This window comes from Nonomuraea sp. ZG12 (genome assembly GCF_052068115.1).
In the GTDB taxonomy this organism is placed as follows: Bacteria; Actinomycetota; Actinomycetes; order Streptosporangiales; family Streptosporangiaceae; genus Nonomuraea.
In genome coordinates this window covers 996584-1021313 of sequence record NZ_JBQHCW010000001.1, presented here as the reverse complement: position 1 = coordinate 1021313, position 24730 = coordinate 996584, and the positions used below count along the sequence as shown (strand labels likewise).

Below are 24730 nucleotides of genomic sequence, written 5' to 3'. Positions count from 1 at the left end.
GACAGCGCAGACTGGAAAGACGGCGATCCCGCGAACCAGTGGAGCACCCGTGGACAACCACCTTGATCACATGCCGGTTCTCTCTCGTGGCAAGCACCGCAACCCGAAACGCGGCGCCTGCTTCATGGAGCTCGCGTCCTACCTGGCCGGAGAGCGGTGGAGCGACCACCCGGCCTGCACCCACCCGTTGCTGGCCGCACTCGCCCGCCTGGTCAACGACAACACCGCGGACGAGAACCGGAGCCGGCTCATCGGGCTCGTCCCCTCCATCATCGGCCTGTCCAGCGACGACCTGCGGGTCGACGCCCGGCTCGCGTTGCGCTGCGCGACCACGGCGCTGCCGGTGGCCGCCGCCGAGCGTCAGCTCGCCCTGGCGGTGTCCATCCTGGCGGCCGAGGAGATGCTGGCCCGGCTCGACGGCCTGCCGCCAGGTCAGCTGAGCGAGCGGAGCCAGGAGGCGATGGACCAGGTTCCGCAGGCGGCCGCCCAGGCACGCAGGTTCAGCCGGGCGGCGCGGATCACCGAGAAGGGCTTCCGCCGCTACGCCGCGCCCAACGCGGTGCAGCTGTCGGTGGTGGGCATCGTCCAGGCGTGCATCCCCGATCCGGACACGCTGCTGCGCGAGCTGCTGACCGCCGCGATCGCCGACTGCCGGCAGCTGATCCGCGGCCCGGCCGCCACGGTCGCGCCCGTCCCGGCGTTCGCGAAGCCAGGAGGCTGACCTTCCTCGACGCGCGGTTCACGTACAGGATCTGTCAGGATCCGTCTGCGGGAGTCGTGCGCCGGGTTCGGCGGACGCGGACACCCGCAGCTCCCGTACGCCGCCCCCGCGAGAGGAAGCCGACATGTCCGAGACAGAGCGGGCCGAAGAGGTCCGCCTGGCCGTCTACGGCGGTTTCGCCCGCATCGGCCGCGCACCGGGCGCGGCCGAGCTCGCGGCCCGCACCGGGTTCGACAACCGGGAGGTACGGCAGGCGCTGGAGCTCCTGCACCGGACCCGCGCCCTGGTGATCGACACCGCCACCGGTGACATCGTCATGGCGCACCCCTTCTCCTCGGTGCCGCTCGGGTTCTCCGTCATGGGCTCGCGGACCCTGTGGTGGGGCGGCTGCGCGTGGGACTCCTTCGCGATCCCGCACCTGCTCCGGGACGAGCCGGACGTGCTGGTGGCCACCCGCTGCCCGGCCTGTGACGCCCCGCACGCCTGGGTCGCCCGCCGCGACACCCCTCCACCGGGCGATCAGGTCGCCCACTTTCTCGTCCCCGTCGCGCACATGTGGGACGACGTCGTGCGCACCTGCGGGCACCAGCGCCTGTTCTGCTCCACCGGCTGCGTCGACGCCTGGCTGAAGCGCACCGGGCGCGAGCGCGGTTACGTGATGGACCTGCCCACGGTGTGGCGGCTGGCGCGCGGTTGGTACGACGGGCGTCTGGAGCGCGGCCACGTCCGCCGGGATCCCTCGTCGGCCGCCGCCCACTTCACCGCCGCCGGTCTGCGCGGCCCCTTCTGGGGACTGCCTCCAGACTAGCGTTTTTCGACACCACATTCGAGATCATGCCTGGCCGGGCGGTGGATCCGCACGTCAGGCAAGCCTCTCCTTCGTTGCGGATCATTGGCATTTATGTCTAAATGTCGGACGAATAGCTGTTGTAAGGAGGGGTTTTCATGACCATCGAGCTTGAGCGGACACACTCGCCGGAGAAGCATCACAGCCATCGGGACGTGACCGGCGGCTGGCTGCGGCCGGCGGTGTTCGGGGCGATGGACGGACTCGTCTCCAACTTCGCGCTGATCGCCGGAGTGGTGGGGGCCGCGGGGGCCGGGCGGGGAGCCGTCCTGGCCGGGTTCGCCGGCCTGGCGGCGGGGGCCTGCTCGATGGCGGCGGGCGAGTACACCTCGGTGAAGTCGCAGACCGAGCTGATGCGCGCCGAGATCGCCGTCGAACGCGGCGAGCTGGCCCGCAACCCCGAGGGCGAGCAGGCCGAGCTCGCCGCTCTCTACCGCGCCCGCGGCCTCGAAGCCGACCTGGCGGAGAAGGTCGCGGCGGGCCTGTCGGCCGACCCCGAGCAGGCGCTGCGGGTGCACGTGCGCGAAGAGCTCGGCGTGGACCTGGACGACCTGCCGTCCCCGCTGCAGGCCGCCGCGGCGTCGTTCTGCGCGTTCGCGGCGGGGGCGCTGGTGCCGCTGGTGCCGTTCCTGTTCGGGGCGTCCGGGCTGGTGGCGGCGGTGGTGCTGAGCGTGGTGGGCCTGTTCGTCTTCGGGGCGATGGTGGCCGGCATGACCGCCCGCCCCTGGTGGCTGGGCGGCCTGCGGCAGCTCGCGCTCGGCGTGGGCGCGGCCACGGTGACCTTCGGCCTCGGCCACCTCCTGGGCGTCACAGTGTCCTGACCCCGGCTGTTGTCCTGACCTCGGCTGTCCTGACCGCTGCTGTCGTGACCCCTGCCACGGGCTCAGCGCCCCTCCGCTCCCGCGGGCGGAACCCCGGCGCAGGCTCAGGGGCGGCCGGAGGCGGCCAGGTTCACGCCCAGCGCCACCAGGGCGACGCCGGTGAGCCCGTCGACGGCGCGGCGGACGGCACGCTTGGCGAACACCGCGCGCAGGGCGCCCACCACGTTGGCCACGGTCAGGAACCACACCACGGTCCCCGCCAGCGCGATCAGCGACAGCACCAGCGTGTCCGCCAACGCCGCCCCCGGCGACACGAACTGCGGCACCAGCGCCACGAAGAACAGCGCGGCCTTGGGGTTGAGCACGTTGGTCAGCAGCCCCTCGGCGAACGCGGCCCACGGACTCCTCCCCCCGGGGCCCGCCACGTCCAACCGCAGCCCCCCGTCACCACGCAAGGCCGAGCGCAACGCCTTACCGCCCAGATAGAGCAGATAGACAGCACCCACGATCTTCACCACGGTGAACGCCACCGCCGAGGCGGCCAGCAACGCCGCGACCCCGGTCGCCGCCGCCACCACCCAGGCGAACACCCCGACCGAGATCCCCACCGCCGCCACCATCCCGTGCGCCCGCCCAGACGTGGCGGACCGCCGCACGACCACGGCGAAGTCAGGCCCAGGCGACATCGCCCCAAGCAACACAACGCCCCCGAAAGCCACAACCTGCGCCAAAGAACTCATCCCTCAACTTTAGGCCCCCACCCAAGCCCCCTTGGGGCTGGGCTCGCGGCTTGAGGAACGGCAGCGGGCGGCCGACCGAAAGCTGAAGAACCAGGGCCAGGACCGAAAGCTGAGAGGCCGCAGGCCGGCGGTGGGGACCGGAAAGCCGAAGGCAGGGCGCGAACCCCCAGACCGGAAAGCCGAGGGCCAGATCCCGGAGCCGGAAGCCAGGGACCGGAGCCAGGGCCCCGGAGGCCAAGGCCAGGGGGAAACGGCCGAAGGTCAAGCCGAAGCTCAGGGCCAAGGCAGGGGACCAAGGCGCCAGGGCGGAGCGTAAGGGCCTTGGGGGAGCTTGGAATGGTGGAGTGGGGGGTCAGCGCTTGTGGCGGCTGCGCTTGAAGATGGAGCGCAGGGTTAGGAGCAGGACAATGCCGACGATCTGGCCGCCGAGGACGATGCGGTTGACGTCGACGGCGGGGTGCCAGCGGACGTCGCCGTTCTTGACGACGAACACCCCGGCGGGCGTCGCGCCGACACCGTAGCCGCCCCCTCCGCCGCTGCCCGTCTCCCCCGCGGGCTTGCGCCCCTCACCGCTGCCCCCGCCGCCGCCGTGGGCGACCCTGGCGACAGGGATCACCAGGATGTCCCCATGCTGTATGGGATCGCCGAAGACGCGCTTCACCGTGGCGGAATCCTTGGCCTGCTCGACCAGTTCCTTGATGTCCATTCCCCCATGGTCACCCGGCGGCGGCCGATCCGGCGAATCCCGGTGGCGCCACCGCCATGAACCGCGCATGGGACGTCCCCCGAGCTGACCGACACCGAACTCCTCATCCTGACCATGGCTGGTCAGGCCCTGCGCCCTGCCCAAGCTGCCCGGCTCAAGCGCTGTGGGAGGTAAGGGGTCCCGAACCAGCCGGCCGACCAGAGCGGCCGGTCACCCGCTGTCGAAGTCGTCGGCGGTGAGCCCGTCGGCGTGTCCCTCGGGCCATTGGACGAGCTCGATCAGATAGCCGTCGGGGTCGCGCACCATGGTGACCAGCGGATCATCAGGACCGGCGGTCGGCCGCGCCGGATCGGCCTGGATGCCGTGGGCTGCCAGGGTGGCGATGGTGGCGTACAGGTCGTCCGTCTTGACGGCGAGGTGGTTGAGGCCACCGGTCTCGGTGACGAGCCGGGCGGGGTCGTGCACGAGCTCGATGGTGACGAACGGGTCGTCCGGCAACTGGAGCATGGTCAGGCTGCCGAACGGGGTGTCAGGAACGGTTCCGACGACGGTGTAGCCGAGTGCCTGGTAAAAGGCCCGAGAGCGATCCAGGTCGGTGACGCGGCGCGGGCCCGCGTGCCTACTGGACCACGGGGTCAGGGGCGCCTGCCGCGTAGCTCGCGGTAGTGGCGGACGAGGTGCTCGGTGGACGGGTCGGGGAAGGCCGTCGGTGACTCCTGGGAGGTGAGCGCGGGTGCCAGGTCCATCGCCATCTTCTTGCCGAGCTCGACCCCCCACTGGTCGAAGGAGTCGACGCCCCAGATCGTCCCCTCGACGAACACGATGTGCTCGTACAGCGCCACCAGCTGGCCGAGGGTGGAGGGGGTCAGCTTGGGGGCGAGGATGGTGGAGGTGGGCCGGTTTCCGGGCATCACCTTGTGCGGCGCCACGTCGGCGGGCGTGCCCTCGGCGGCGATCTCCTCGGCCGTCTTGCCGAACGCCAGCGCCGAGGTCTGCGCGAGCATGTTGGCCATCAGCAGGTCGTGCATGCCCTCGCGGTCCTCGTGCGGCTCGGCGAAGCCGATGAAGTCGGCCGGCACCAGGCGGGTGCCCTGGTGCAGGAGCTGGTAGAAGGCGTGCTGGCCGTTGGTGCCCGGCTCGCCCCAGTAGATGGCGCCGGTGTCGACGGTGACGGGGGTGCCGTCGGCGCGCACGGACTTGCCGTTGGACTCCATGGTGAGCTGCTGGAGGTAGGCGGGGAAACGGTGCAGGCGCTGGCTGTAGGGCAGGACGGCGCGGGTCTGGGCGTCGAAGAAGTCGGTGTACCAGATGCCGAGCAGGCCGAGCAGCACCGGCATGTTGGCCTCGAAGGGCGCGGTGCGGAAGTGCTGGTCCATGGTGTGGAAGCCGGCCAGCATCTCGCGGAACCGAACCGGCCCGATGGCGATCATCAGGGAGAGCCCGATGGCGCCGTCGTAGGAGTAGCGGCCGCCGACCCAGTCCCAGAAGCCGAACATGTTGTCGGTGTCGATGCCGAACTCGGCGACCTTGGCGGCGTTGGTGGACACGGCCACGAAGTGCTTGGCGACGGCGTCCTCGCCGAGCGCGCCGGTCAGCCACTGGCGGGCGACCTTGGCGTTGGTGAGGGTCTCCAGGGTGGTGAAGGTCTTGGAGCTGACCACGATCAGCGTGGTCGCCGGGTCGAGGTCGGCGAGGCAGCCGGTGATGTCGGCGGGGTCGATGTTGGAGACGAACCTGGCCTGGATCCCGGCGTCGGCGTAGTCGCGCAGCGCCTCGTAGGCCATGGCGGGGCCGAGGTCGGAGCCGCCGATGCCGATGTTGACGACGGTGGAGATCGGCTGTCCGGTGGCGCCCTGCCACTCCTTCGAGCGGACCCGGTCGGCGAAGGCGCTCATCTTGTCGAGGACGGCGTGCACGTCGCGGCTCACGTCCTGCCCGTCGACGACGAGGCCGGCGTCGGCGGGGGCGCGCAGCGCGGTGTGCAGCACCGCGCGGTCCTCGCTGACGTTGATGTGCTCGCCGGTGTACATCGCCTCGATGCGGTCGCGCAGCCCGGCGCGCTCGGCGAGGGCCACGAGCAGGCCGATGGTCTCGCCGGTGGCGCGGTGTTTGGCGTAGTCGAGGTAGAGGTCGCCGGCGGTGACCGTCATCCGGGCGGCCCGCTCCGGGTCCTCCGCGAACAGCTCCCTCAGGTGTCTGCCCGCCAGCTCACCGTGGTGCTTGCCGAGCGCCGCCCACTCCTGGCTCTGGGTGATGTCGCTGCTCACGTTTCCTCCTCGCGCCGTCAAACTGCGATCACATAGTCCCGTAACCTCGTACCCGGCATGCCTGATTCCGCGCATGGCGGAGCGGCGTGTCCGCCAGGGCGCGCGGTCAGTGGGACTCGCGGCCGGGCGCGTCTCCGCTGGACCCGATGAGGAAGTCGAGGTCGGCACCCCGGTCGGCCTGTGTGACATGGTCGATGTAGAGGCGCTGCCAGCCGCGGACGGGCTCGGCGTGGCCCTCCATGGCGGGCTTCCTGGCGGCGAACTCGGCCTCCGGCACGTCGACGTCGAGCCGTCTGGCCGCCACGTCGAGCACGATCTGGTCGCCGGTGCGCACCCTGGCGAGCGGCCCGCCGGCCGCGGCCTCGGGCGAGGTGTGCAGCACGACCGTGCCGTAGGCGGTGCCGCTCATCCGCGCGTCGCTGATCCGTACCATGTCGCGCACGCCCTTGGCCAGCAGCTTGGCGGGCAGCGGCAGGTTGCCGACCTCCGGCATGCCGGGATAGCCCTTGGGCCCGCAGCCGCGCAGGACGAGCACCGAGGTCTCGTCGACGTCGAGATCCGGGGAGTCGAGCCGGGCGTAGACGTCCTCGACGCTGTCGAAGACGACGGCCCTGCCCCGGTGGCGCAGCAGCTCGGGCGAGGCGGCGGCGGGCTTGATGACCGCGCCGTTGGGGGCGAGGTTGCCGCGCAGTACGGCGATGCCCGCGTCGGGCAGCAGCGGGTCGGCGCGGCGCCTGATGACGCTCTCGTCCCAGATGTCCGCCTCGGCGAGGTAGTCGACGAGAGGGCGGCCGGTGACGGTCACCGCCGTCGGGTCGAGCAGGTCGGCGATCTCCTTGAACACGGCGAGCAGCCCGCCCGCCCGGAACATGTCGTCCATCAGGTGCCGTCCGGCCGGCAGGAGGTCGACCAGGAGCGGCACACCGGATCCGGTGCGGTCGAAGTCGTCCAGGTCGAGCTCGACGCCGAGGCGGCCGGCGATGGCCAGCAGGTGGATGACGGCGTTGGTGGAGCCGCCGGTCGCGGCCAGGGTGACGATGGCGTTGAGGAAGGAGCCGCGGGTCATCACCTGGCTCGGGCGGCGTCCCTCGCGCACCATCTCGACGGCGAGGCGGCCGGTCTCGTGGGAGCGTTCGAGCAGCCGGCTGTCGGGGGCCGGGGTGCCGGACGTCCCGGGCAGGGTCATGCCGAGGGCCTCGGCCATGCAGGCCATGGTGGAGGCGGTGCCCATCGTGTTGCAGTGGCCGCGGCTGCGGATCATCGCGGACTCGGAGTCGAGGAACGCCTCGCGGGAGAGCGTGCCGGCGCGTACCTCCTCGCTGAGCCGCCACACGTCGGTGCCGCAGCCGAGCGGGGTGCCGCGGAAGGTGCCGGTCAGCATCGGGCCGCCGGGCATCACCACGGCGGGCAGGTCCACGGAGGCGGCGGCCATGAGCAGCGACGGGATGGTCTTGTCGCAGCCGCCGAGCAGCACCACGCCGTCGATCGGGTTGGCGCGCAGCATCTCCTCGGTGGCCATGGCGGCGAGGTTGCGCCAGAGCATGGCGGTCGGCCTGACGTTCGTCTCGCCGAGGGACACCACCGGCAGGTTGAGCGGGATGCCGCCGGCGGCCCAGATGCCCTGCTCGACGCTCTTTCCCACCTCGTTCAGGTGGGAGTTGCAGGGGGTCAGGTCGGAGGCGGTGTTGGCGATCGCGATGTGCGGCCGCTCACCGTCGAACGCCTCGCGAGGCAGGCCGCGCCGCATCCAGGCACGGTGCATGTAGGAGTTTCTGTCGTCGCCGGAATACCAAATCGAGCTGCGCAGGGCCATAGCCGCACCTTAACCAGCCGGGCGGGCCGGGCGGTAGCCGCCCCCGGTCTGCGGACCGACCCCGCGGAACCCGCCAGGTCTATCCGGGCGTCGAGCGGGGAGGTGCACATCATGGAACATATCGACGCCTACTGGCGTGCGGCCAATTATTTGTCCGTAGGGCAGATCTACCTGCTGGACAACCCGCTGCTGACCGAGCCGCTGCGGCCGGAGCACATCAAGCCGCGCCTGCTGGGGCACTGGGGCACCACCCCTGGCCTGAACTTCTGCTTCGCCCACCTCAACCGGGTCATCCGTGAGCGCGACCAGGACATGATCTACATCGCCGGTCCCGGCCACGGCGGCCCGGCGGCGGTGGCGCACTCCTGGCTGGAGGGCTCCTACAGCGAGCGCTACCCCGACGTCAGCCAGGACGAGCCGGGCATGCGGCGGCTGTTCCGCCAGTTCTCCTTCCCCGGCGGCATCCCCAGCCATGTCGCACCCGAGACGCCCGGCTCCATCCATGAGGGCGGCGAGCTCGGTTACGCCCTGGCCCACGCCTACGGCGCCGCCTTCGACAACCCCGACCTGGTGGTGTCGTGCGTGATCGGCGACGGCGAGGCGGAGACGGGCCCGCTGGCGGCGAGCTGGCACTCCAACAAGCTGCTGGACCGCGAGCGTGACGGGGTGGTGCTGCCGATCCTGGCGCTGAACGGCTACAAGATCGCCAATCCGACCGTCCTGGCGCGCATCCCCGAGGCAGATCTGTTCAAGCTCCTGGAGGGGTACGGTTACCGGCCGCACCTGGTGGGCCCCGACCACGCGGAGATGGCGGGCACCCTGGACGAGGTGTTCGGCGAGATAGCCGCCTACCGAGCCGGTGACGACGCCCGCCTGCCCATGATCATCCTGCGTACGCCGAAGGGCTGGACCGGCCCTCGCGAGGTCGACGGCCTGCCGGTGGAGGGCACCTGGCGCTCCCATCAGGTGCCTCTGGCCAAGGTCCGCGACAACCCCGAGCACCTGGCGCTGCTGGAGGAGTGGATGCGCTCCTACCGGCCGGAGGAGCTGTTCGACGAGCGGGGCCGCCCGGTTCCCGCGATCCTGGAGACGGTGCCGGAGGGCGCCCGCAGGATGAGCGCGAACCCGCACGCCAACGGCGGCGAGCTGCTGTCGCCGCTGCGCCTGCCGGACTTCCGCGCGCACGCCGTCGAGGTCAAGTCGCCCGCAGGTCAGTCCAGCGAGCCGACCAAGGTGCTGGGCACGCTGCTGCGCGACGTGATCGCCGCGAATCCGCGCACCTTCCGGCTGATGGGCCCCGACGAGACGGCCTCGAACCGGCTCAGCGCGGTCTTCGATACCACCGACCGCGCCTGGAACGCCGAGCGGCTGCCCACCGACGAGCATCTGGCCCCCGGCGGCCGGGTGATGGAGGTGCTCAGCGAGCACCTGTGCCAGGGCTGGCTGGAGGGCTATCTGCTGACCGGCCGGCACGGCCTGTTCAACTGTTACGAGGCCTTCATCCACATCATCGACTCGATGTTCAACCAGCACGCCAAGTGGCTGGAGTCATCGCAGAAGATCTCCTGGCGGCGGCCGGTGGCCTCGCTCACCTATCTCCTGTCGTCGCACGTGTGGCGGCAGGACCACAACGGCTTCAGCCACCAGGACCCGGGCTTCCTGGACGTGGTGGTGAACAAGAAGGCCTCGGTGGTGCGCGTTTACCTGCCGCCGGACGCCAACACCCTGCTGTCGGTCTCCGACCACTGCCTTCGCTCACGCGACTACGTCAACGTCATCGTGGCGGGCAAGCAGCCCGTCCTCGACCTGTTCACCATGGACGAGGCGATCGCGCACTGCACCCGCGGCCTGGGCATCCTGCCCTGGGCCTCCACCGACGACGGCGTCGAGCCCGACGTCGTGCTGGCCTGCGCCGGGGACGTGCCGACGCTGGAGACCCTGGCCGCCGCCGCCATCCTGCGTGAGGAACTGCCCGAGCTGAAGGTCCGCGTGATCAACGTGGTCGACCTGATGCGCCTGCAGCCCTCCTCGGAGCACCCGCACGGCATGCCCGACAACGAGTTCGACACGCTGTTCACGACGGACCGGCCGATCATCTTCGACTTCCACGGCTATCCCACGCTCATCCACCAGCTCACCTACCGCCGGCACGGCCACGCCAACCTGCATGTACGCGGTTACAAGGAGGAGGGCACCACCACGACGCCCTTCGACATGGCCATGCTGAACGACATCGACCGCTTCCATCTGGCCATGGACGTGATCGACCGGGTCAGCGGCCTCGGCAGCAAGGCCGCCCACCTGCGCCAGCGCATGTCCGACGCCCGGTTGCAGGCCCGCGCCTACACCCGCATCCACGGCGAGGACGCCCCCGAGATCAGTGGGTGGACATGGCCGAACACATACTCGTCCTGAACACCGGCTCCTCCTCCATCAAGTACGAGCTCATCGACGCCGCCTCACGGGCCCGGCCGGCCAGGGGGCTGGTCGAGCGCATCGGCGAGGACGAGGGCCTGCTGGCCCACCACCTCGCCGACGGCGCGCCGTACGAGAGGAAGGGGCGGTTCGCGGACCACGCGGAGGGGCTGCGCGCGGTGCTGGAGGCGTTCCGGACGGCGGGACCCGCGCTCGACCCGGTCGCGGTGGGGCACCGGGTGGTGCACGGCGGAACCCGGTTCCGCGAGGCGGTGCTGGTGGACGAGCAGGTGATCGCCGCCGTCGAGGAGCTGGCGCCGCTGGCCCCACTGCACAACCAGGTGAACGTCACCGGCATCCGGATGGCGCAGGAGGCCTTCCCCGGCGTGCCGCAGGTGGCCGTGTTCGACACGTCCTTCCAGCTGTCGCTGCCGCCGGAGGCCTACACTTACGCGGTGCCGCGCGAGTGGCGCGAGCGGCTCGGCGTGCGGCGCTTCGGCTTCCACGGCACCTCGTGCGCGTACGTGTCCCGCCGGGCCGCCGCCTTCCTGGGCCGCGACCCGCAGGAGGTCAACCTCATCGTGCTGCACCTCGGCAACGGCGCCAGCGCCACCGCGGTCGAGGGCGGCCGCAGCGTCGACACCTCGATGGGCATGACGCCGCTGGAGGGGCTGGTCATGGGCACCCGGTCGGGGGACGTCGACCCGGCCCTGTGCGGCTATCTGGCCAGGGTCGCCGGCCTGGACGCGCGGGAGGTGGAGGAGGCGCTCGGCCACCGCGGCGGCCTGCTCGGGCTCGCGGGCACCGGCGACATGCGGGAGGCGCGCCGCCGCGCCGCGGACGGCGACGCCGACGCGCGGCTCGCCCTGGACGTCTACTGCCGGCGCATCCGCAAGTACGTGGGCGCGTACTACGCGGTGCTCGGCCGGGTGGACGCGGTCGTGTTCGCCGGCGGCGTCGGTGAGAACGACGCCGCCACCCGGGCCTCCGCGCTGGCCGGGCTCGACAGGCTCGGCATCACCCTGGACCGGCAGCGCAACGAGGCCGCGCGCGCTGACGAACGGGCCGTCTCGCCGCCCGGCTCGGAGGTCGCCGTGCTCGTCGTCCCCACCGACGAGGAGTGGGAGATCGCCAGGCAGGCGCTGGAGCTGATCGGCTGATCACACCGCCGCGACCCGCCGTACCGCGGCCACGATGTCGGTGTTGGGCAGGCCCTTGAGCAGATACTCCTGTACGCCGACGCGCCGCATCTCGTCGACCGACCCCGAGTCGCCGTACGCGGAGAAGGCCATGACGCGGGTGCGCGGGGACAGCCGGCGGATCTCGCGCGCCGCCCAGGCTCCGCCGCCCGGCATCCGGACGTCGAGGATGGCGACGGCCGGGGTGTGCCGGACCGCGAGCTCGATGGCCTCGTCGGCGTGGCTCGCGGTCGCGACCACGTCCAGGTCGGGCTCGGCCGCCAGCACCTCGCTCAGCACCTCGCGGATCAGCGGCTCGTCGTCGCCGATGAGCACGGTGAGCCGCTCGCGCCGCTCGCTCATGGCGCCTCGAGCGGCACGGCCGGCACCCAGAACTCGACGGTGGCGCCGGCGCCGGGCTCGCTGTGCAGGCTCCACCAGCCGCCGGCGACCTCGGCGCGCTGGCGCATCTCGACGAGGCCGAAGTGTCCGTGCTTGACCTGGCTGTCCGCCGGCTGGTCGAAGCCGACGCCGTCGTCTACCACCCGGACGCGTACCCCCTGGTCGGCCGAGGTGAGCGAGACCTTCACCACGCTCGCCCTGGCGTGCTTGCGGACGTTGGTGAGAGCTTCCTGGCAGATGCGGAAGACGGTGATCGCCGTCTCGGACGGCGGCTCGGCGTCGAGGTCGTGGGTCAGCTCGTAGGTCAGCCCCGCCCCGGCCACCACCTGGTCGAGATAGCTGGCCAGGCCCTGCACCATGCCGTCGCTGTCGATGCCCGGCGGGTGCAGCCGGAAGGTGAGATTGCGCAGGCGGCCGATGGAGGCGTTGACCGTCTCGTTGAGCCGCAGCAGCGCGGCGGCGTGCTCGCCGGGCACCTTGGTGGCGAGCAGTTGCAGGCGCATGCCGACGGCGACCATGGACTGGATGGTGTCGTCGTGCACGTCCCAGGCGATGCGCCGCCGCTCCATCTCCTGGGCCCGCACCAGATGCGCCAGCAGCTGGCCGCGCTCGTCCAGCGCGCGTTCGACGGTGCGCCGCTCGGTCATGTCGCGGGTCACCTTGCCGAATCCGCGCAGCCGCCCCTCGGCGTCGTGCAGCGCGGTGATGACCACGTTGGCCCAGAACCGGGTGCCGTCCTTGCGCACCCGCCAGCCCTCATCCTCCAGCCGCCCCTCCGCGACCGCCGTGGCCAGCTCGCGATCCGGCTTGCCCGCCGCCACCTCCCGGGGAGGGTAGAACACCGAGAAGTGACTCCCGATGATCTCCTCGGCGTCGTACCCCTTGATCCGCTGCGCGCCGGTGTTCCAGCTCACCACGTGACCGGCCGGGTCCAGCATGAAGATGGCGTAGTCGAGGACGTTCTGGACGAGCAGCCGGAAGCGATCCTCACTGTCGCGGATGGACCACTCCCGCACGCGCCGCTCGGTCATGTCCCGGACGACCTCGCCGAATCCACGCAGCCGGCCCTCGGCGTCGTGCAGCGCGGTAATGACCACGTTGGCCCAGAACCGGGTGCCGTCCTTGCGCACCCGCCAGCCCTCGTCCTCCAGCCGCCCCTCCGCGACCGCCGTGGCCAGGTCACGTTCGGGCGCGCCCGCCGCCACCTCCCGAGGAGGGTAGAACACCGAGAAGTGACTCCCGATGATCTCCTCGGCGTCGTACCCCTTGATCCGCTGCGCGCCGGTGTTCCAGCTCACCACGTGACCGGCCGGGTCCAGCATGAAGATGGCGTAGTCGACCACACCCTGAAGCAGCAGGTCCAGGTCGACGTGCTCGTACTCGGGCATACGGCAGCTTCGCACGCCGGCGCCGCGATGCGCCAACGCCCTGGAGTCAGGCTCTGAGGCCGCCCGGATCAGGAGCGAAGGCAGCGAACGGTGTCGCGAGCTCACACCAGACCACCTTTCCGCCTTCGCGGTGTGATGTCCCCCAGCGGGAGGAGAGTCGTCCGATGACGTGCATGCCCCAACCGTCGGCGGGGCCGGGCTCGCGTGCCTTCGGCGCCTCCTCGCTGGAGTCGCCGACCTCGATCCGGATGTGCGTCGCTTCCTTGGTCATCCGCAGCACGGGAGCGCCCGCCCCGTGCATGAGCGCGTTGGTCACCAGCTCCGAGACCACCAGCAGCACGTCCTCGTGCTGCCCGGCGTAGTCCCAGGCGTCCAGGGCGTCGCGCACGATCTGGCGTGCCACGGTGATGCTGCCCATCTCCTCGGTCAGATGGCGCTCCACCGTGAACGACTCAGTATGGCTGCCCATCTTTCCACTCTCGGACAACCAAGACCGGGTCACGAGACGCAGGCGTGCCAGAGCGCCTGGTGCATGTGCACTAGTCGAGCAGGCCCTCGCGCCTGGCGATCGCCACCGCCTCCAGCTTCGACCGGGCGCCGAGCTTCTCCAGCACCCGCTGGACATGATTGCGCGCCGTGTTACGCGCCACCCCGAGCCGCTCACTGATCTGGTCGGTGCTCACGCCCTCCGCCAGCAGCAGCAACGTCTCCCGTTCCCGTCCGGTCAGCGCCGCACCCGCGGTCCACGCGCGACCGGTCAGCCGGTCCAGCACCCCTGGCAGCAGGCCCGGCGCGAACACCACCCCGCCGGCCGCCACCTCGCGCACCGCCGACTCCAGCTCCTGCAGCCCCGACGACTTCTCCACCAGACCGGCGCCCCCGGCCTCCACCACGCGCACGGCCACCGAGGCGGACGCCTCCCCCGTCAGCACCAGCACCCGGGCCTCCGGAGCCGCCGCCGAGATGGTGCCGATCGCCGAGATCCCGTCGCCGTCCGGCAGGCGGCGATCCAGCACCACCACATCGGGCCGCCAGCGGCGGGCGTCGGTCACCGCCCCGGCGATCGAGCCGGACCTGGCCACGACCTCGATGCCGGGGGCGTGACCGAGCGCCATGCCGATGGCCTCGGCCACCATGTCGTGGTCCTCGACCAGCACCAGGCGGATGGGGGCGACCGCCAGGGGGTCAGTTAAGGGCGACATGGTGAAGGACTCCCCCCGGTGCGGGTTGCTGGTCACACCATTGTCCCGCTTTCCATACTCCTTTCCTCCCGTGGGGTGTTGGCGGGCCGAAGGTAGATTCCTCCTGACGCTGCCTGCTCCTTCTCCACAACGCGGTCATCAGGGAGGATTGGTAGGGTTAGCGGGCTTGTTCGCAAATGAGATGGGTGGGGATTCAGCGGTGGAGGTCGAGCAGACGGCGCTGCCAGGGATAGGCCTGCGCCACGATTTCACCACCCAGTCGGGTAAGAGGATCGGCGTCGTGTCGCATCGCACCGGCCGCCGGGACCTGGTGATCTACGACCGCGAGGACCCCGATCGGGCGTGCGAGGTCGTCAAGCTCAACGACGAAGAGGCCGACGCACTGGTCGAGCTGCTCGGCGCCCCGCGCATCGTGCAGCGGCTCAACCAGGCGCACCAGCAGGTCGAGGGGCTGGTCAGCCTCCAGCTGCCGATTCCGCCCACCTCCCCGTACGCCGACCGGCCCATGGGTGACGCGCGCGTACGGACCCGGACGAACGCCTCGATCGTCGCGATCGTCCGCGCCGGGCGGGTGTTCGCCAGCCCGGGGCCGGAGTTCGTGTTCGCCGCGGGCGACATCGTGGTCGTCGTGGGCAGCGCCGACAGCACCTCCGAAGTCGCAGACATCCTGGCTGAAGGTTAGGGCCGCGGGTGCATCACACGGCAATACTTTTCCTTGAGGTCGGAGCGGTACTTCTCGGTTTGGGGATTCTGGGCGCGCTGGCCCTGCGCGCCGGCATCTCGCCCATCCCTCTCTATCTGATCGCCGGCCTCGCGTTCGGCACCGGCGGCGTGCTTCCGCTGGCCACCAGCGAGGAGTTCATCTCCGTGGGCGCGGAGATGGGCGTCGTCCTGCTGCTGCTCACGCTCGGCCTGGAGTACAACGCCGACGAGTTGGTGACCAGCCTCAAGAGCAACGCCCGTGCGGGCATCGTCGACCTGGTGATCAACGCGGCGCCCGGCGCCATCTGCGCCTTACTCCTCGGGTGGGGGCCGGTCGCGGCCGTCGCCATGGCGGGCGTCACCTACGCCACCTCCTCCGGCATCACCGCCAAGGTGCTGTCCGACCTTGGATGGATCGGTAACCGCGAGACCCCCACAGTCCTGTCGCTGCTGGTGTTCGAAGACCTCACGATGGCGGTCTACCTGCCGGTCCTGACCGCCATGCTCGCCGGGCTCAGCCTGGTGAGCGGCGCGGTGACCGTGGCGATCGCGCTGGGCACGGTGAGCGTGGTGCTGGTCGTCGCGCTCAAGTTCGGGCGCTTCATCGAGGCGTTCGTGTCCAGCCCCAACAACGAAGTGCTGCTGCTGAAGATAGTCGGGCTGGCCCTGCTGGTCGCCGGGATCGCGCAGCAGCTGCAGGTGTCGGCCGCCGTCGGCGCCTTCCTGGTCGGGATCGCGCTGTCGGGCCAGCTCGCGCACGACGCGCAGGCGCTGCTGTCGCCGCTGCGGGACCTGTTCGCGGCCGTGTTCTTCGTCTTCTTCGGCCTGCAGACCGACCCGGCGAAGATCCTCCCGGTCGCCGGGCTGGCCGCCCTGCTGGCCCTGATCAGCATGATCACCAAGCTGATGACCGGCGTCTACGCGGCCAGGCGGGCCGGGATCGCGAAGGCCGGTCAGGCCCGGGCCGGCATCGCGCTGATCCCCCGAGGCGAGTTCAACATCGTCATCGCCGGTCTGGCGGTGGCGGCCGGAGTCCACCCGGACCTCGGTCCGCTGGCGGCGGCGTACGTGCTCATCCTGGCGGCGTTCGGGCCCTTGGCGGCAAAGGCCGTGCAGCCCATGATCGAGGCCATCGCGAAGCGGGCCTGACCTCTTTCCCAGCGCTTCGGCTCGTACCCGGCGGGCAGGGGCAGGCTGGAGCGCGGCGGCCGTTCTGTCGGTGGCGGGTGGCAGGCTCTCCCAGACGTCCTTTCATGGCGTCGACGAGGCATCGCATGGAGGGCACATGGCCGATCGCAAGCACGGCATCCCGGCACCCCCGACCGAGACCACGGTCAGGTCCGCCGACTGGGACGGGCGCGACCTGACCGGGGAGACCTACCGGCGGGTGCTGTTCGTCGACGTGGACATGACCGAGCTGATCGACCGCGGCTCGGCCTTCGAGGAGTGCACGTTCCGCAATGTGCGCTTCAACGTGTCCGAGCACGAGGACGCCCTCTTCCTCAACTGCACCTTCTCCCGCTGCTCGTTCTTCGACGCGACGTTCAAGGGGTGCAAGCTGACCGGGAGCATGTTCGACGGCTGCTCCTACGGGCTGTTCAAGGTCGACGGCGGCGACTGGTCCTTCGTCGGGCTGCCCGGTGCCGACCTGCGCGGCAGCGCCCTGCACGGGGTGCGACTGCGGGAGGCCGACCTGACGGGGGCCAGGCTGGAGGGCGCCGAGGTCCGGCGGTGCGACCTGTCGGGGGCATGGCTGCACAGCGCCGACCTCACGGGCTGCGACCTGCGCGGCAGCGACCTGGGAGGCCTCGACCCGCACACGGTCAAGCTCAACAAGGCCGTCATCGACCCCTACCAGGCGACGATCATAGCCACCGCCCTGGGTCTGGAGGTCCGCGACCAGAGCGCGGTCTGAGGCGGTCGGCGGGTGGGCGGCGCCTGGGGACCAGGGTGAGGGATCAGGGCGGGGCGAGGGACTCGGCGAGGTGGCGGAGGCCGGGCAGGGCGGCCATGACCCGGTCACCACGGCGGCGGCGGTCCGCGGAAGTCTCGGCGCCGAGGTCGGCGAGCAGTTCGGTGAGGCCGTCCGCCGGAGCGGGGTGACCGGCGGCGGACAGTTTGGCCAGGCAGCGAGCATGGGTCGCGACCAGCCAGAAGACGGCCTCCCGGTGCAGTCCCTTGTCGACGAGGTCGTGGCCGCCGCCGATGGCGATGGGCTCGGCCTGTTCGGTGATGTCGGAGGCGAAGCGGTAGGACGGGGCCCGCACCCGCTTGGCCAGGTCGAAGACCCGCTCCAGGCCGTGCAGGTGATGCCGCACCCGCTCCGGGCTCAGCTCGGCGCAGCCCAGCAGGTCGAGCAGGTGCTCGTGGTGGCCGGCCAGACCGCGTTCGACGAGCAGCTCGCGCACGGCCTCGTACCGGCGGCGGACGGTCGGGTTGCGCAGGCCCGCCACCAGCAGGACGTGCGTCGTCACCCCGGTGCCGAACAGCCACGCGGCGACCTGCTCGGGCAGCGACGCCCGATCGTCCATGCCGGTGATCCAGCCGCGCGCCCTGTTCTCCGCGTGCGTGCAGCGTTCCAGAACCCAGCGCCGGTCGGCGAAGTGCCGCGCCACGACACGCTGAATCGCGGTGAGCCGCCCTGTCGGGTCGGCGAGCACCCCGGGCCGATGGAAGGCGCCCGCGAGGTGATAGTGCCCCAGCACCGCCTCGGCCTGCTCGCCCAGATCCGCCGTCGGACCAGGCTCCCGCCGTACGGCCTCCGCCGTCGGACCGGGGGCGCGTCCTTCGGGGTTCGCCGTTGGGACGAGGTCCTGCCAGGAGAGGAAGGACACCTCCAGCAGGACGCCGTCGTACAGGAACTTGCCGCCGGCGGTGGGTGGGGGCGAGGGGGCGTTCAGGACGACGAGGACGTCCACGTCGGAGCTGTCGGGCAGGGTCGCGTCCGGGCGGGCCCACAGGGCGGAGCCGGTGAGGAGGGCGCCCGCGAAGCCCGGCAGGCGGGCGCCCTCGTCGAGCACCCACTGCCGGGCGATCCGCCTGGCTCGCTCGATCAGCATTCCCGCCTCCTCCCGCACGGCGATGAACCCTACCCCGGGGCGGGGAGGTTCGTGGCGGTCGTGATCGGGCAGCGGAAAGGGATGGACACCGCCGCGATCGAGGGGCCTGAGCTGGAGCACCTCGTCCGCCAGAAGCTCGCCGGCGCGGGATTCACCGTCGAGCCGTCCCTCATACCGGCCGACGGCGGGCTCGGCGTCTGGCACGAGCCCGGCCGCGGCGTCCTGGTCCGCTGGGGCGCGCCCGACGAGCCGCCCGCCGAGCACCGGGGCAGGCACGACACCCTGCTCACCGCCGTGCGGCTGGCGTTACGGACGATCCTCACCGACGCGGGTTTCGTCGTGGAGGAGGAGTGCGAGCGTCCGCAGCTGACGGTGGTGTCCGTACGGTCAGCCGACGGGGGCGGGTGAGCGGCCGCCGCGCAGCGAGCGGCCGGCCTCGTGCAGGGAGCGCATGGCCTGTGCCCAGGAGGCGATGAGCCCGGTCTCGACGTACTCGACGCCGAGTGCCGCGCAGTGTTCGCGCACGATGGGCTGCGCCTTGCGCAGGTTGGGGGTCGGCATGCTGGGGAACAGGTGGTGCTCGATCTGGTAGTTGAGCCCGCCCAGCGCCGTGTTGATCAGGTGGCCGCCGCGGACGTTGCGGGAGGTGAGGACCTGGCGGCGCAGGAAGTCCAGCTGGTCCTCGCCGGTGAGCACCGGCATGCCCTTGTGGTTGGGGGCGAAGGTGCAGCCGAGGTAGACGCCGAACAAGGCCTGGTGGACGGCGAGGAAGACCAGCGCCTTGCCGATCGGCAGCACGGCGAAGACGGCACCGAGGTAGGCGAGGTCGTGGACGATGAGCGTCACCGCCTCGGTGCGCCGGTGCTTGAGGGTGGGCTTGCGCAGCGAGCGCAGGCTGGAGACGTGCAGGTTGAGGCCTTCCAGCGTGAGCAGCGGGAAGAACAGGAACGCCTGCCAGCGGCCGATGAGGCGCGGCAGGCCGGTGCTGACCTCGGCCTGCTTGGCGGACCAGATGAGCACGTCGGGCGCCACGTCGGGGTCGTGGTCCTCGTGGTTGGGGTTGGCGTGGTGGCGGGTGTGCTTGTCGGTCCACCAGCCGTAGCCGAGGCCGATGCCGAGGTTGCCCACCAGGTGGCCGGCGATCCGGCTGGGGCGGCGGGAGCGGAACACCTGCCCGTGCGCCAGGTCGTGGGCCAGCAGCCCCATCTGGGCGAACACGACGGCGAGGAAGGCCGCGACGAGGATCTGCCACCAGGAGTCGCCGACGAGGGCGAAGGCCACCCAGCCGCCGACGAAACAGGTCACGACCGTGGCGATCCTGACCGTGTAGTAGACGGGCCGGCGATCGAGCAGCCCCTCCTGGACGATGCGGCGGGAGAGCTGGGAGAAGTCACTGCCTCTCCTCTCCGGGCTCACGGGCGCGCGTTCGATCGTGCTGTCTGCCAAAATCGCTCCGATGCTCGACGGGGTCCAAGCCAAGCATCGTTGAGCCGGCGGCGTGGGCGGACTGCCGCTATCACCCATATTCGTGGTAGTGCCCGCCCTACCATCCGGCGGAGCGTCCGGGCAGAAAAAGACCGCGACAGGCCGCGGTCCCGCCGCGACCTGCCGCGGACCGTCCAGTGCGAGCCGAGGAGCCCCAAGGACTCACCCTGGACAGGTCATCGGTTCAGCCCATCACCTTGACGAACTCCTCCCCGATCGGCTCGGTGTCGCCGAAGACGTGCAGGTCCTGGCGGAAGGCCCGCAGGTAGGACGTCCTGTCGTGGAAGGTGCCGGACAGCGCGTCGCCGTAGTCGATGAGCTCGCCGTGCCTGTGCCTGCGGGGCTCGTACCCCGTCTCGAGCATCTTGTCCAGCAGGTCCTGGTCGCCCTCGGCGGCGCAGATGATCTCGGCGAGGATCTCCGCGTCGTGCAGGGTGTAGCTCATGCCCATGCCGGTCATCGGGTGGGTGGCGAACGCGGCGGAGCCCAGCAGGGCGGCGTTGCCCTTGTGGTAGGCGGCCACGCGCAGGGCGGCGATGGGGATCGACTGCCAGGAGGCGGAGCCCAGCACGGTGTAGGCGTCGGCGTTGTCGGTGACGAGCCCGCCGAGCGCGTCGAGCAGCGCCGGCGCGCCGGCTCCGAACACCTCGCGGTCGGCGTCGGCGGGCAGGCCGACGAAGACCCGGGCCTGGTCGTGGTTGACCGGGTACAGGTAGCTGAACCAGCCGTCGGAGTTGAAGTAGAGCCGGTTGAGCTGGGCGACGCTGGCGGTCAGCGGCACGGTGGCGACCCGCAGCAGGTGCGGGTACGACGTGCTCTCCTTCTCGATGCCGAGCGCCTGGCGTACGGCCGAGCGGGTGCCGTCGGCGCCGATGACGACGTTCGCCTGGAGCTCGCGGCCGTCGGCGAGCGACAGGTGCTCGACGCGGTCGCCGTCGCGGGCCAGGTGGTCGATCTGGGAGTCGAACCAGAACTCCACGCCCTGCATGGCGCAGGAGGAGTAGATGACCTCGACCAGCTCGCGGTAGGGGCGGATGAGGAAGCCGTCGGGGTAACGGCATTCCTGGATCGGCTCGCCGTCGTGGTAGTAGCGGACGATGTCGCGTTTGAGCGCGTGCCGTTCGACCAGGCTCACGAGCCCGTGCCGGGCCAGCACCTGCATGCCGGGGCGTTTGACGAAGTCGGCGCCTGCGGTCGGGACGGACGGTCCCTGCTCGACGACGACGACGTGTCTGCCGCTGCGGCCCAGCAGGAGCGCCAGGAAGCAGCCGCCGAGGCCGGCGCCGACGATCGCTACGTCGCAGGATGTCACTGCCATGATGAGAGCCCTTCTGGTGATCGAACAAGCGTGCCCCCGAGGGGACGGGTGGGCGAGCCGGCGGTGGCCCTCATGGCGGGGGCGGGGGCGGTGGCTCGCCGCTGCTGTGGAATGGCGGTGGTGGGACTGGTTGCGGGGCTCTCTCCGGTCTGCTGCGCGGGCAGCAGCGCGTCCGCCTCGGCCGCGACGGTGGCGAGGGTGGTGCGTAGCTCCAGCAGCATCCGGCGCGGCACCAGGACCATGACCTCGCCGGTGGCGTGCGGCATCCGGAGCATCTTGACCAGGGCCAGGGCGCCGACGAGCACGGAGACGGCCACGCAGATGGCGAGCGCGCTGGCGAGCCCGCCCAGTGGCCCGGTCATGAACGGGTGGTCGATGAGGACCGACACGGCTGCGACGCCGACGGCTCCGCCGACCATTCGGGACATGACCGCCGCGCCGACCGCGGAGGCGTACTGATGCGGCTGCGCCGTCAAGGTGGTGGCCATCGAGGTGCCGGGGGCCAGCGCGCCCACGCCGATACCGACGCCGACGCTGGCCGCCAGGCCCCACAGGGTCGGCGAGGTCTGCGCCAGTGCCACCACGCAGGAGCCGCCGCACACCGCCGCGCCGAGATAGATCAGTCCGTACGGGCCGATCTTGCGTACGACCTTGCCCCCGAGCCAGGCGGTGACGGCCACGGCCACCGAGGTCGGGGTCAGCCACAGGGCCACCTCCACCATGGGGAAGCCGAGCTGGAGCAGGTAGAGCGGCTGGAGGGTCAGCAGGCCGTACGACAGGACGCCGAATCCCCAGGTGGCCACCCAGCCCCAGGCGAACCCGGGCCGGCGCCACAGGGTCAGGTCGATGGCGGGCACGCGGTGGCGGCGGGCCTGCGCCAGTGCGGCGAGGAGCAGGACGAGGCTGGCGCAGGCCAGCCAGGCCGCGTCCATCCCCCATGTCGTCATCTTGGAGATGGCGAGCACGATGGTCGCGATCGAGGCGGCGAGCAGCCAGCCGCCGAGCATGTCGGGCCGGCTGGCGCGCACGGCGGGACGGTCGGTGCTTCGGGGCAGCCAGGCGCAGGCCACGAGCAGGAGCACGCCGGTCACGACGACCGGCGCGAACAGGGCGCGCCAGCCGAATCCGGCCGCCAGCCAGCCGCCCGCCGCCTGCATGAGCAGGCAGCCGACGCCGGAGGCGGAGCTCCACAGCGCGATGGCGCCGCGCCGCTGCTGTTCCGGTAGTTCGCCGAGCAGGACGGCGAGGCTCGCGGGGATCATCGCCGCGGCGCCCGCGCCCTGGATCGCCCGGGCCACCAGCACGCCCGGCCAGGAGGGTACGGTAAGGGTCGCGATCCCACCGATGATGAACACCAGCAGTCCGATGACCAGCACCCGCCTGCGCCCGAACAGGTCGGCCCACCGGCCTGCCGTGGCCAGCAGCGAGGCGATCGGCACGAAGGCCGCGCTCGTCAGCCAGACCAGGTCGTTGAGCGGCATGCCGTTGCCGGCGGCGCTGTTGCGCATCAGGCCGACGGCGAGAGTGGTGGCCGTGGTGTCGGCCATGACCGTGAACATGACGCCGGCAGCGACCAGCCGTAGCAATGTCGCGCGCCGGGGGGCGTCGGGACCAGGGACCGAACCTGGCTGCACGGCCGCTGGGGACGAACGCACGTGGCCACCTCCATGAGAGCTCTATGTGGTCCGCCTGCTGGCGCGGTCGAGTACCGGCGCCAGCAGGCCGGGGGGAGAGAGGAGTCGATTCAGGCGCTGATGCTGTAGCGTCCGGGCGAGATCACGCCGCCCGGGTCGAAGGCGCCCTTGAGCCGGTGGAGCATGCTGATCGTGCCGGGGCTGCTCTGCGCGTAGACGTCCGCGGCGGAGTTGTCGATGTCGGAGCGGTAGATGACGCAGCCGTAGCCGCGCAGCAGGCCGCCCGCCTCCTGGCGGAGCCGGTGGGCGCGCGCCGGGGCGTCCGGCACGTCACGGTCGAAGAAGATCTGGAGGACGCCGTTGGCGAGGTTTCTGCTGACCAGGTTCCACTCCAGCAGGCCGGCGGTGCCGTTGACCTCCACGGCGGCCCGCAGCACCTGCAGGATGTTCTCGGTCGAGCGGGCGTCCATCGGCAGCTGCGGCAGCAGGGCGAGGAAGCCCATCCGCCCGCTGTCGACCTGGTCGCAGGAGCTGAGGCCGAGCGCCTTGTGCACGCCGGTGCAGGTGGGGATGCCCTGGGCCATGAGCGCCCGGTTGTACAGCGGGTCGTCGGGCCTGACGGCGGTGGCGTCCAGGACCTGCAGGTTCTCGGCGCCCTCCACTTCCAGGAGCGCCTTGCGGAGCAGTTCCTCGGCCAGGCGCACCGTCTCCCCGCTGCCGATCAGCGGTCCGACGATGGTGAACAGCTCGGGGTCCACCCCGGCCGGCAGCGTCCATTCGCCGCGGCTGGGCACCAGGGCGAGTTCGCGAACCCGGATCAGGCCTTCTGCCGGGTTGCCACGCCGTAGGAACGCTCCCATGGCGCTGACGGCCCGCTCGGCCTGGTCGCGCGGGATGCGGGCCCAGACCAGTCCGAAGGCCTGCGGCCGGGGCACCAGCGCGATGGCCATCGCGGTGACGATGCCGAGGTTGTGCTGGACGAACGCGCCGGTCAGGTCGGGACCCGCGACGCGGCCGCGGTAGCGGCCCCAGGTGTCCAGGCCGCCGGTGGTGATCACGCTGCCGTCGGGCATGACGGCCTCGAGGCCGACCACGTCGTGCACGCGGGAGCGTACCGAGCCGTCGCCACGTTCCAGAGCGTTGCCGAGCACGGAGGTGTCGGCGCAGGATGCGGTGACGTTCAGCAGCCACGGCGTCTCGCGCAGTTCCTCGGCCAGCTGGGCCTGGGTCACACCCGGCTCGACGACGGCGAAGCCGTTCTCGAGGTCCAGGCTGCGGATGCGGTTCATGCCGCCGAGGTCGACGACGATGTTCTCATCGGTGGCGGGGACTCCTGATCCCATGCCCCAGTTGCGGCCCGTGCTGTACGGGAAGAGACGGCGGCCGTCCGCGGCGGCGCACCGTACGAGGGCGCTCACCTCGGCGACGCTCTGCGGCCGTACTTCGCCTGCGATCGCCCGGGGGCGGTGTGCTCCGACGTCGCGCACTGCCGGCGCCAGTCGCGATTGACCCTGCATGACACTCCTCTTGGCTGAAGTCTCTTGTGCGGTTCCCTGGCGGAGATTCGCCTCCGCCGCGGGTCCCCCCGCTGGTCCCTCGATCAGGCGGTGCGCTGGAGCAGGTCGTCTATCGAGCCGATGGCCCGGTTGGATATCTCACGGATCTGCTGCAGGCGCTGGTTGACGTGGGGCTCCGGCTCCTGCGGCGGAGGCATGGTCTCGTCCTGGACGTCGAGCACGGCGAGGCGCGCCCTGCGGGGCGTCTGGCGCCGGTCGCCGCCGTAAGGGTGGCGGTAGGCCTCTTCGGCCGGTGCGTGATGCGGAGTGGAAGCGGGTTCTTGGGACGCTCGCCGGGCGAGGTCGGGCTGGAGGTGCATGACGGGGCTCCTACCAAACGGTGATCTCAGTGCGGTCGGCCTTGACGTCGTGGCGGCATCCACGGGGTGGTGATGCGGATGAACGTTCATCTGGATGCCACCTCCCACCAAGGCCCTCGCCGGGGTGCTATGTGTAAACCCTGACTAATTGCGTGC

General features: G+C 71.2%; 24 protein-coding genes. 9 read left to right on the top strand and 15 right to left on the bottom strand.

Annotated elements, in window-relative coordinates; translation table 11 throughout:
- Positions 1-70 precede the first annotated feature (70 nt).
- From ACTMTF_RS04780 to ACTMTF_RS04770, 3 genes are all read left to right on the top strand, one after another.
- Complete coding sequence (locus tag ACTMTF_RS04780) at positions 71-721, top strand: hypothetical protein (RefSeq protein WP_441109396.1); 651 nt, start codon at positions 71-73, stop codon at positions 719-721.
- A 124-nt stretch (positions 722-845) separates the two neighbouring features.
- Positions 846-1529, top strand: coding sequence for an organomercurial lyase (gene merB, locus ACTMTF_RS04775; RefSeq protein WP_441109395.1), 684 nt, complete (start codon positions 846-848; stop codon positions 1527-1529).
- A 137-nt stretch (positions 1530-1666) separates the two neighbouring features.
- Positions 1667-2389, top strand: a complete 723-nt coding sequence (locus tag ACTMTF_RS04770; protein WP_396999768.1) for a VIT1/CCC1 transporter family protein — start codon at positions 1667-1669, stop codon at positions 2387-2389.
- Positions 2390-2493: 104 nt separating this feature from the next.
- On the opposite strand, the gene ACTMTF_RS04765 is transcribed toward ACTMTF_RS04770, so the two are convergent.
- The 5 genes from ACTMTF_RS04765 to ACTMTF_RS04745 form a co-directional block, all read right to left on the bottom strand.
- On the bottom strand, positions 2494-3075 hold the full coding sequence (locus tag ACTMTF_RS04765) for a LysE family translocator (RefSeq protein ID WP_441109394.1): 582 nt from the start codon (positions 3073-3075) through the stop codon (positions 2494-2496).
- A gap of 406 nt (positions 3076-3481) precedes the next feature.
- On the bottom strand, positions 3482-3835 hold the full coding sequence (locus tag ACTMTF_RS04760) for a GerW family sporulation protein (RefSeq protein ID WP_441109393.1): 354 nt from the start codon (positions 3833-3835) through the stop codon (positions 3482-3484).
- 210 nt (positions 3836-4045) lie between these two features.
- Complete coding sequence (locus ACTMTF_RS04755; protein WP_441109823.1) at positions 4046-4426, bottom strand: VOC family protein; 381 nt, start codon at positions 4424-4426, stop codon at positions 4046-4048.
- A gap of 44 nt (positions 4427-4470) precedes the next feature.
- Positions 4471-6102 carry a glucose-6-phosphate isomerase gene (gene pgi / locus ACTMTF_RS04750; RefSeq protein ID WP_441109392.1) on the bottom strand — a complete coding sequence of 544 codons (1632 nt, stop codon included), beginning with the start codon at positions 6100-6102 and terminating at the stop codon, positions 4471-4473.
- A 106-nt stretch (positions 6103-6208) separates the two neighbouring features.
- Positions 6209-7915 (bottom strand): IlvD/Edd family dehydratase, encoded by a 1707-nt coding sequence (locus tag ACTMTF_RS04745; protein WP_396999778.1) that lies wholly within the window; start codon positions 7913-7915, stop codon positions 6209-6211.
- Positions 7916-8026: 111 nt separating this feature from the next.
- On the opposite strand from ACTMTF_RS04745, the gene ACTMTF_RS04740 reads away from it, so the two are divergent.
- Complete coding sequence (locus ACTMTF_RS04740) at positions 8027-10330, top strand: phosphoketolase family protein (protein ID WP_441109391.1); 2304 nt, start codon at positions 8027-8029, stop codon at positions 10328-10330.
- Positions 10306-11490, top strand: coding sequence for an acetate/propionate family kinase (locus ACTMTF_RS04735; protein WP_441109390.1), 1185 nt, complete (start codon positions 10306-10308; stop codon positions 11488-11490). The genes ACTMTF_RS04740 and ACTMTF_RS04735 overlap by 25 nt, the downstream gene beginning before the upstream one ends.
- On the opposite strand, the gene ACTMTF_RS04730 is transcribed toward ACTMTF_RS04735, so the two are convergent.
- From ACTMTF_RS04730 to ACTMTF_RS04715, 4 genes are all read right to left on the bottom strand, one after another.
- Positions 11491-11871 (bottom strand): response regulator transcription factor, encoded by a 381-nt coding sequence (locus ACTMTF_RS04730; RefSeq protein ID WP_396999784.1) that lies wholly within the window; start codon positions 11869-11871, stop codon positions 11491-11493.
- Complete coding sequence (locus tag ACTMTF_RS04725; RefSeq protein ID WP_441109389.1) at positions 11868-13298, bottom strand: PAS domain-containing sensor histidine kinase; 1431 nt, start codon at positions 13296-13298, stop codon at positions 11868-11870. Before ACTMTF_RS04725 ends, ACTMTF_RS04730 begins: the two co-directional genes overlap by 4 nt.
- A 46-nt stretch (positions 13299-13344) precedes the next feature.
- On the bottom strand, positions 13345-13767 hold the full coding sequence (locus ACTMTF_RS04720; protein ID WP_441109388.1) for an ATP-binding protein: 423 nt from the start codon (positions 13765-13767) through the stop codon (positions 13345-13347).
- Between the two features lie 70 nt (positions 13768-13837).
- Complete coding sequence (locus ACTMTF_RS04715; protein ID WP_441109387.1) at positions 13838-14500, bottom strand: response regulator transcription factor; 663 nt, start codon at positions 14498-14500, stop codon at positions 13838-13840.
- A 199-nt stretch (positions 14501-14699) separates the two neighbouring features.
- On the opposite strand from ACTMTF_RS04715, the gene ACTMTF_RS04710 reads away from it, so the two are divergent.
- The 3 genes from ACTMTF_RS04710 (at position 14700) to ACTMTF_RS04700 (ending at position 17117) form a co-directional block, all read left to right on the top strand.
- A complete protein-coding gene (locus tag ACTMTF_RS04710; protein WP_441109386.1) occupies positions 14700-15182 on the top strand; it encodes a cation:proton antiporter regulatory subunit in 483 nt (160 codons plus the stop codon).
- Between the two features lie 59 nt (positions 15183-15241).
- Positions 15242-16351, top strand: coding sequence for a cation:proton antiporter (locus ACTMTF_RS04705; RefSeq protein ID WP_441109385.1), 1110 nt, complete (start codon positions 15242-15244; stop codon positions 16349-16351).
- Between the two features lie 136 nt (positions 16352-16487).
- On the top strand, positions 16488-17117 hold the full coding sequence (locus ACTMTF_RS04700; RefSeq protein WP_441109384.1) for a pentapeptide repeat-containing protein: 630 nt from the start codon (positions 16488-16490) through the stop codon (positions 17115-17117).
- 43 nt (positions 17118-17160) lie between these two features.
- Here the strand turns inward: ACTMTF_RS04700 and ACTMTF_RS04695 are convergent, their stop codons facing one another.
- Positions 17161-18261, bottom strand: a complete 1101-nt coding sequence (locus ACTMTF_RS04695; RefSeq protein WP_441109383.1) for a hypothetical protein — start codon at positions 18259-18261, stop codon at positions 17161-17163.
- 51 nt (positions 18262-18312) lie between these two features.
- Between ACTMTF_RS04695 and ACTMTF_RS04690 the strand changes: the two genes are divergently transcribed.
- A complete protein-coding gene (locus tag ACTMTF_RS04690) occupies positions 18313-18669 on the top strand; it encodes a hypothetical protein (protein WP_441109382.1) in 357 nt (118 codons plus the stop codon).
- Here ACTMTF_RS04690 and ACTMTF_RS04685 read toward each other — a convergent pair.
- The 5 genes from ACTMTF_RS04685 to ACTMTF_RS04665 form a co-directional block, all read right to left on the bottom strand.
- The gene (locus tag ACTMTF_RS04685; protein ID WP_441109822.1) at positions 18649-19710 is read right to left on the bottom strand and encodes a fatty acid desaturase family protein; all 1062 of its coding nucleotides are present in this window, start codon (positions 19708-19710) and stop codon (positions 18649-18651) included. The genes ACTMTF_RS04690 and ACTMTF_RS04685 overlap by 21 nt on opposite strands.
- Before the next feature lie 220 nt (positions 19711-19930).
- Positions 19931-21064 (bottom strand): FAD-dependent monooxygenase, encoded by a 1134-nt coding sequence (locus ACTMTF_RS04680; protein ID WP_441109381.1) that lies wholly within the window; start codon positions 21062-21064, stop codon positions 19931-19933.
- A complete protein-coding gene (locus tag ACTMTF_RS04675; RefSeq protein ID WP_441109380.1) occupies positions 21055-22719 on the bottom strand; it encodes an MFS transporter in 1665 nt (554 codons plus the stop codon). The genes ACTMTF_RS04680 and ACTMTF_RS04675 overlap by 10 nt, the downstream gene beginning before the upstream one ends.
- Positions 22720-22808: 89 nt before the next feature.
- Positions 22809-24215 (bottom strand): FAD-binding oxidoreductase, encoded by a 1407-nt coding sequence (locus ACTMTF_RS04670; RefSeq protein WP_396999806.1) that lies wholly within the window; start codon positions 24213-24215, stop codon positions 22809-22811.
- A gap of 83 nt (positions 24216-24298) precedes the next feature.
- The gene (locus ACTMTF_RS04665; RefSeq protein WP_441109379.1) at positions 24299-24574 is read right to left on the bottom strand and encodes a hypothetical protein; all 276 of its coding nucleotides are present in this window, start codon (positions 24572-24574) and stop codon (positions 24299-24301) included.
- Between the last annotated feature and the right edge of the window lie 156 nt (positions 24575-24730).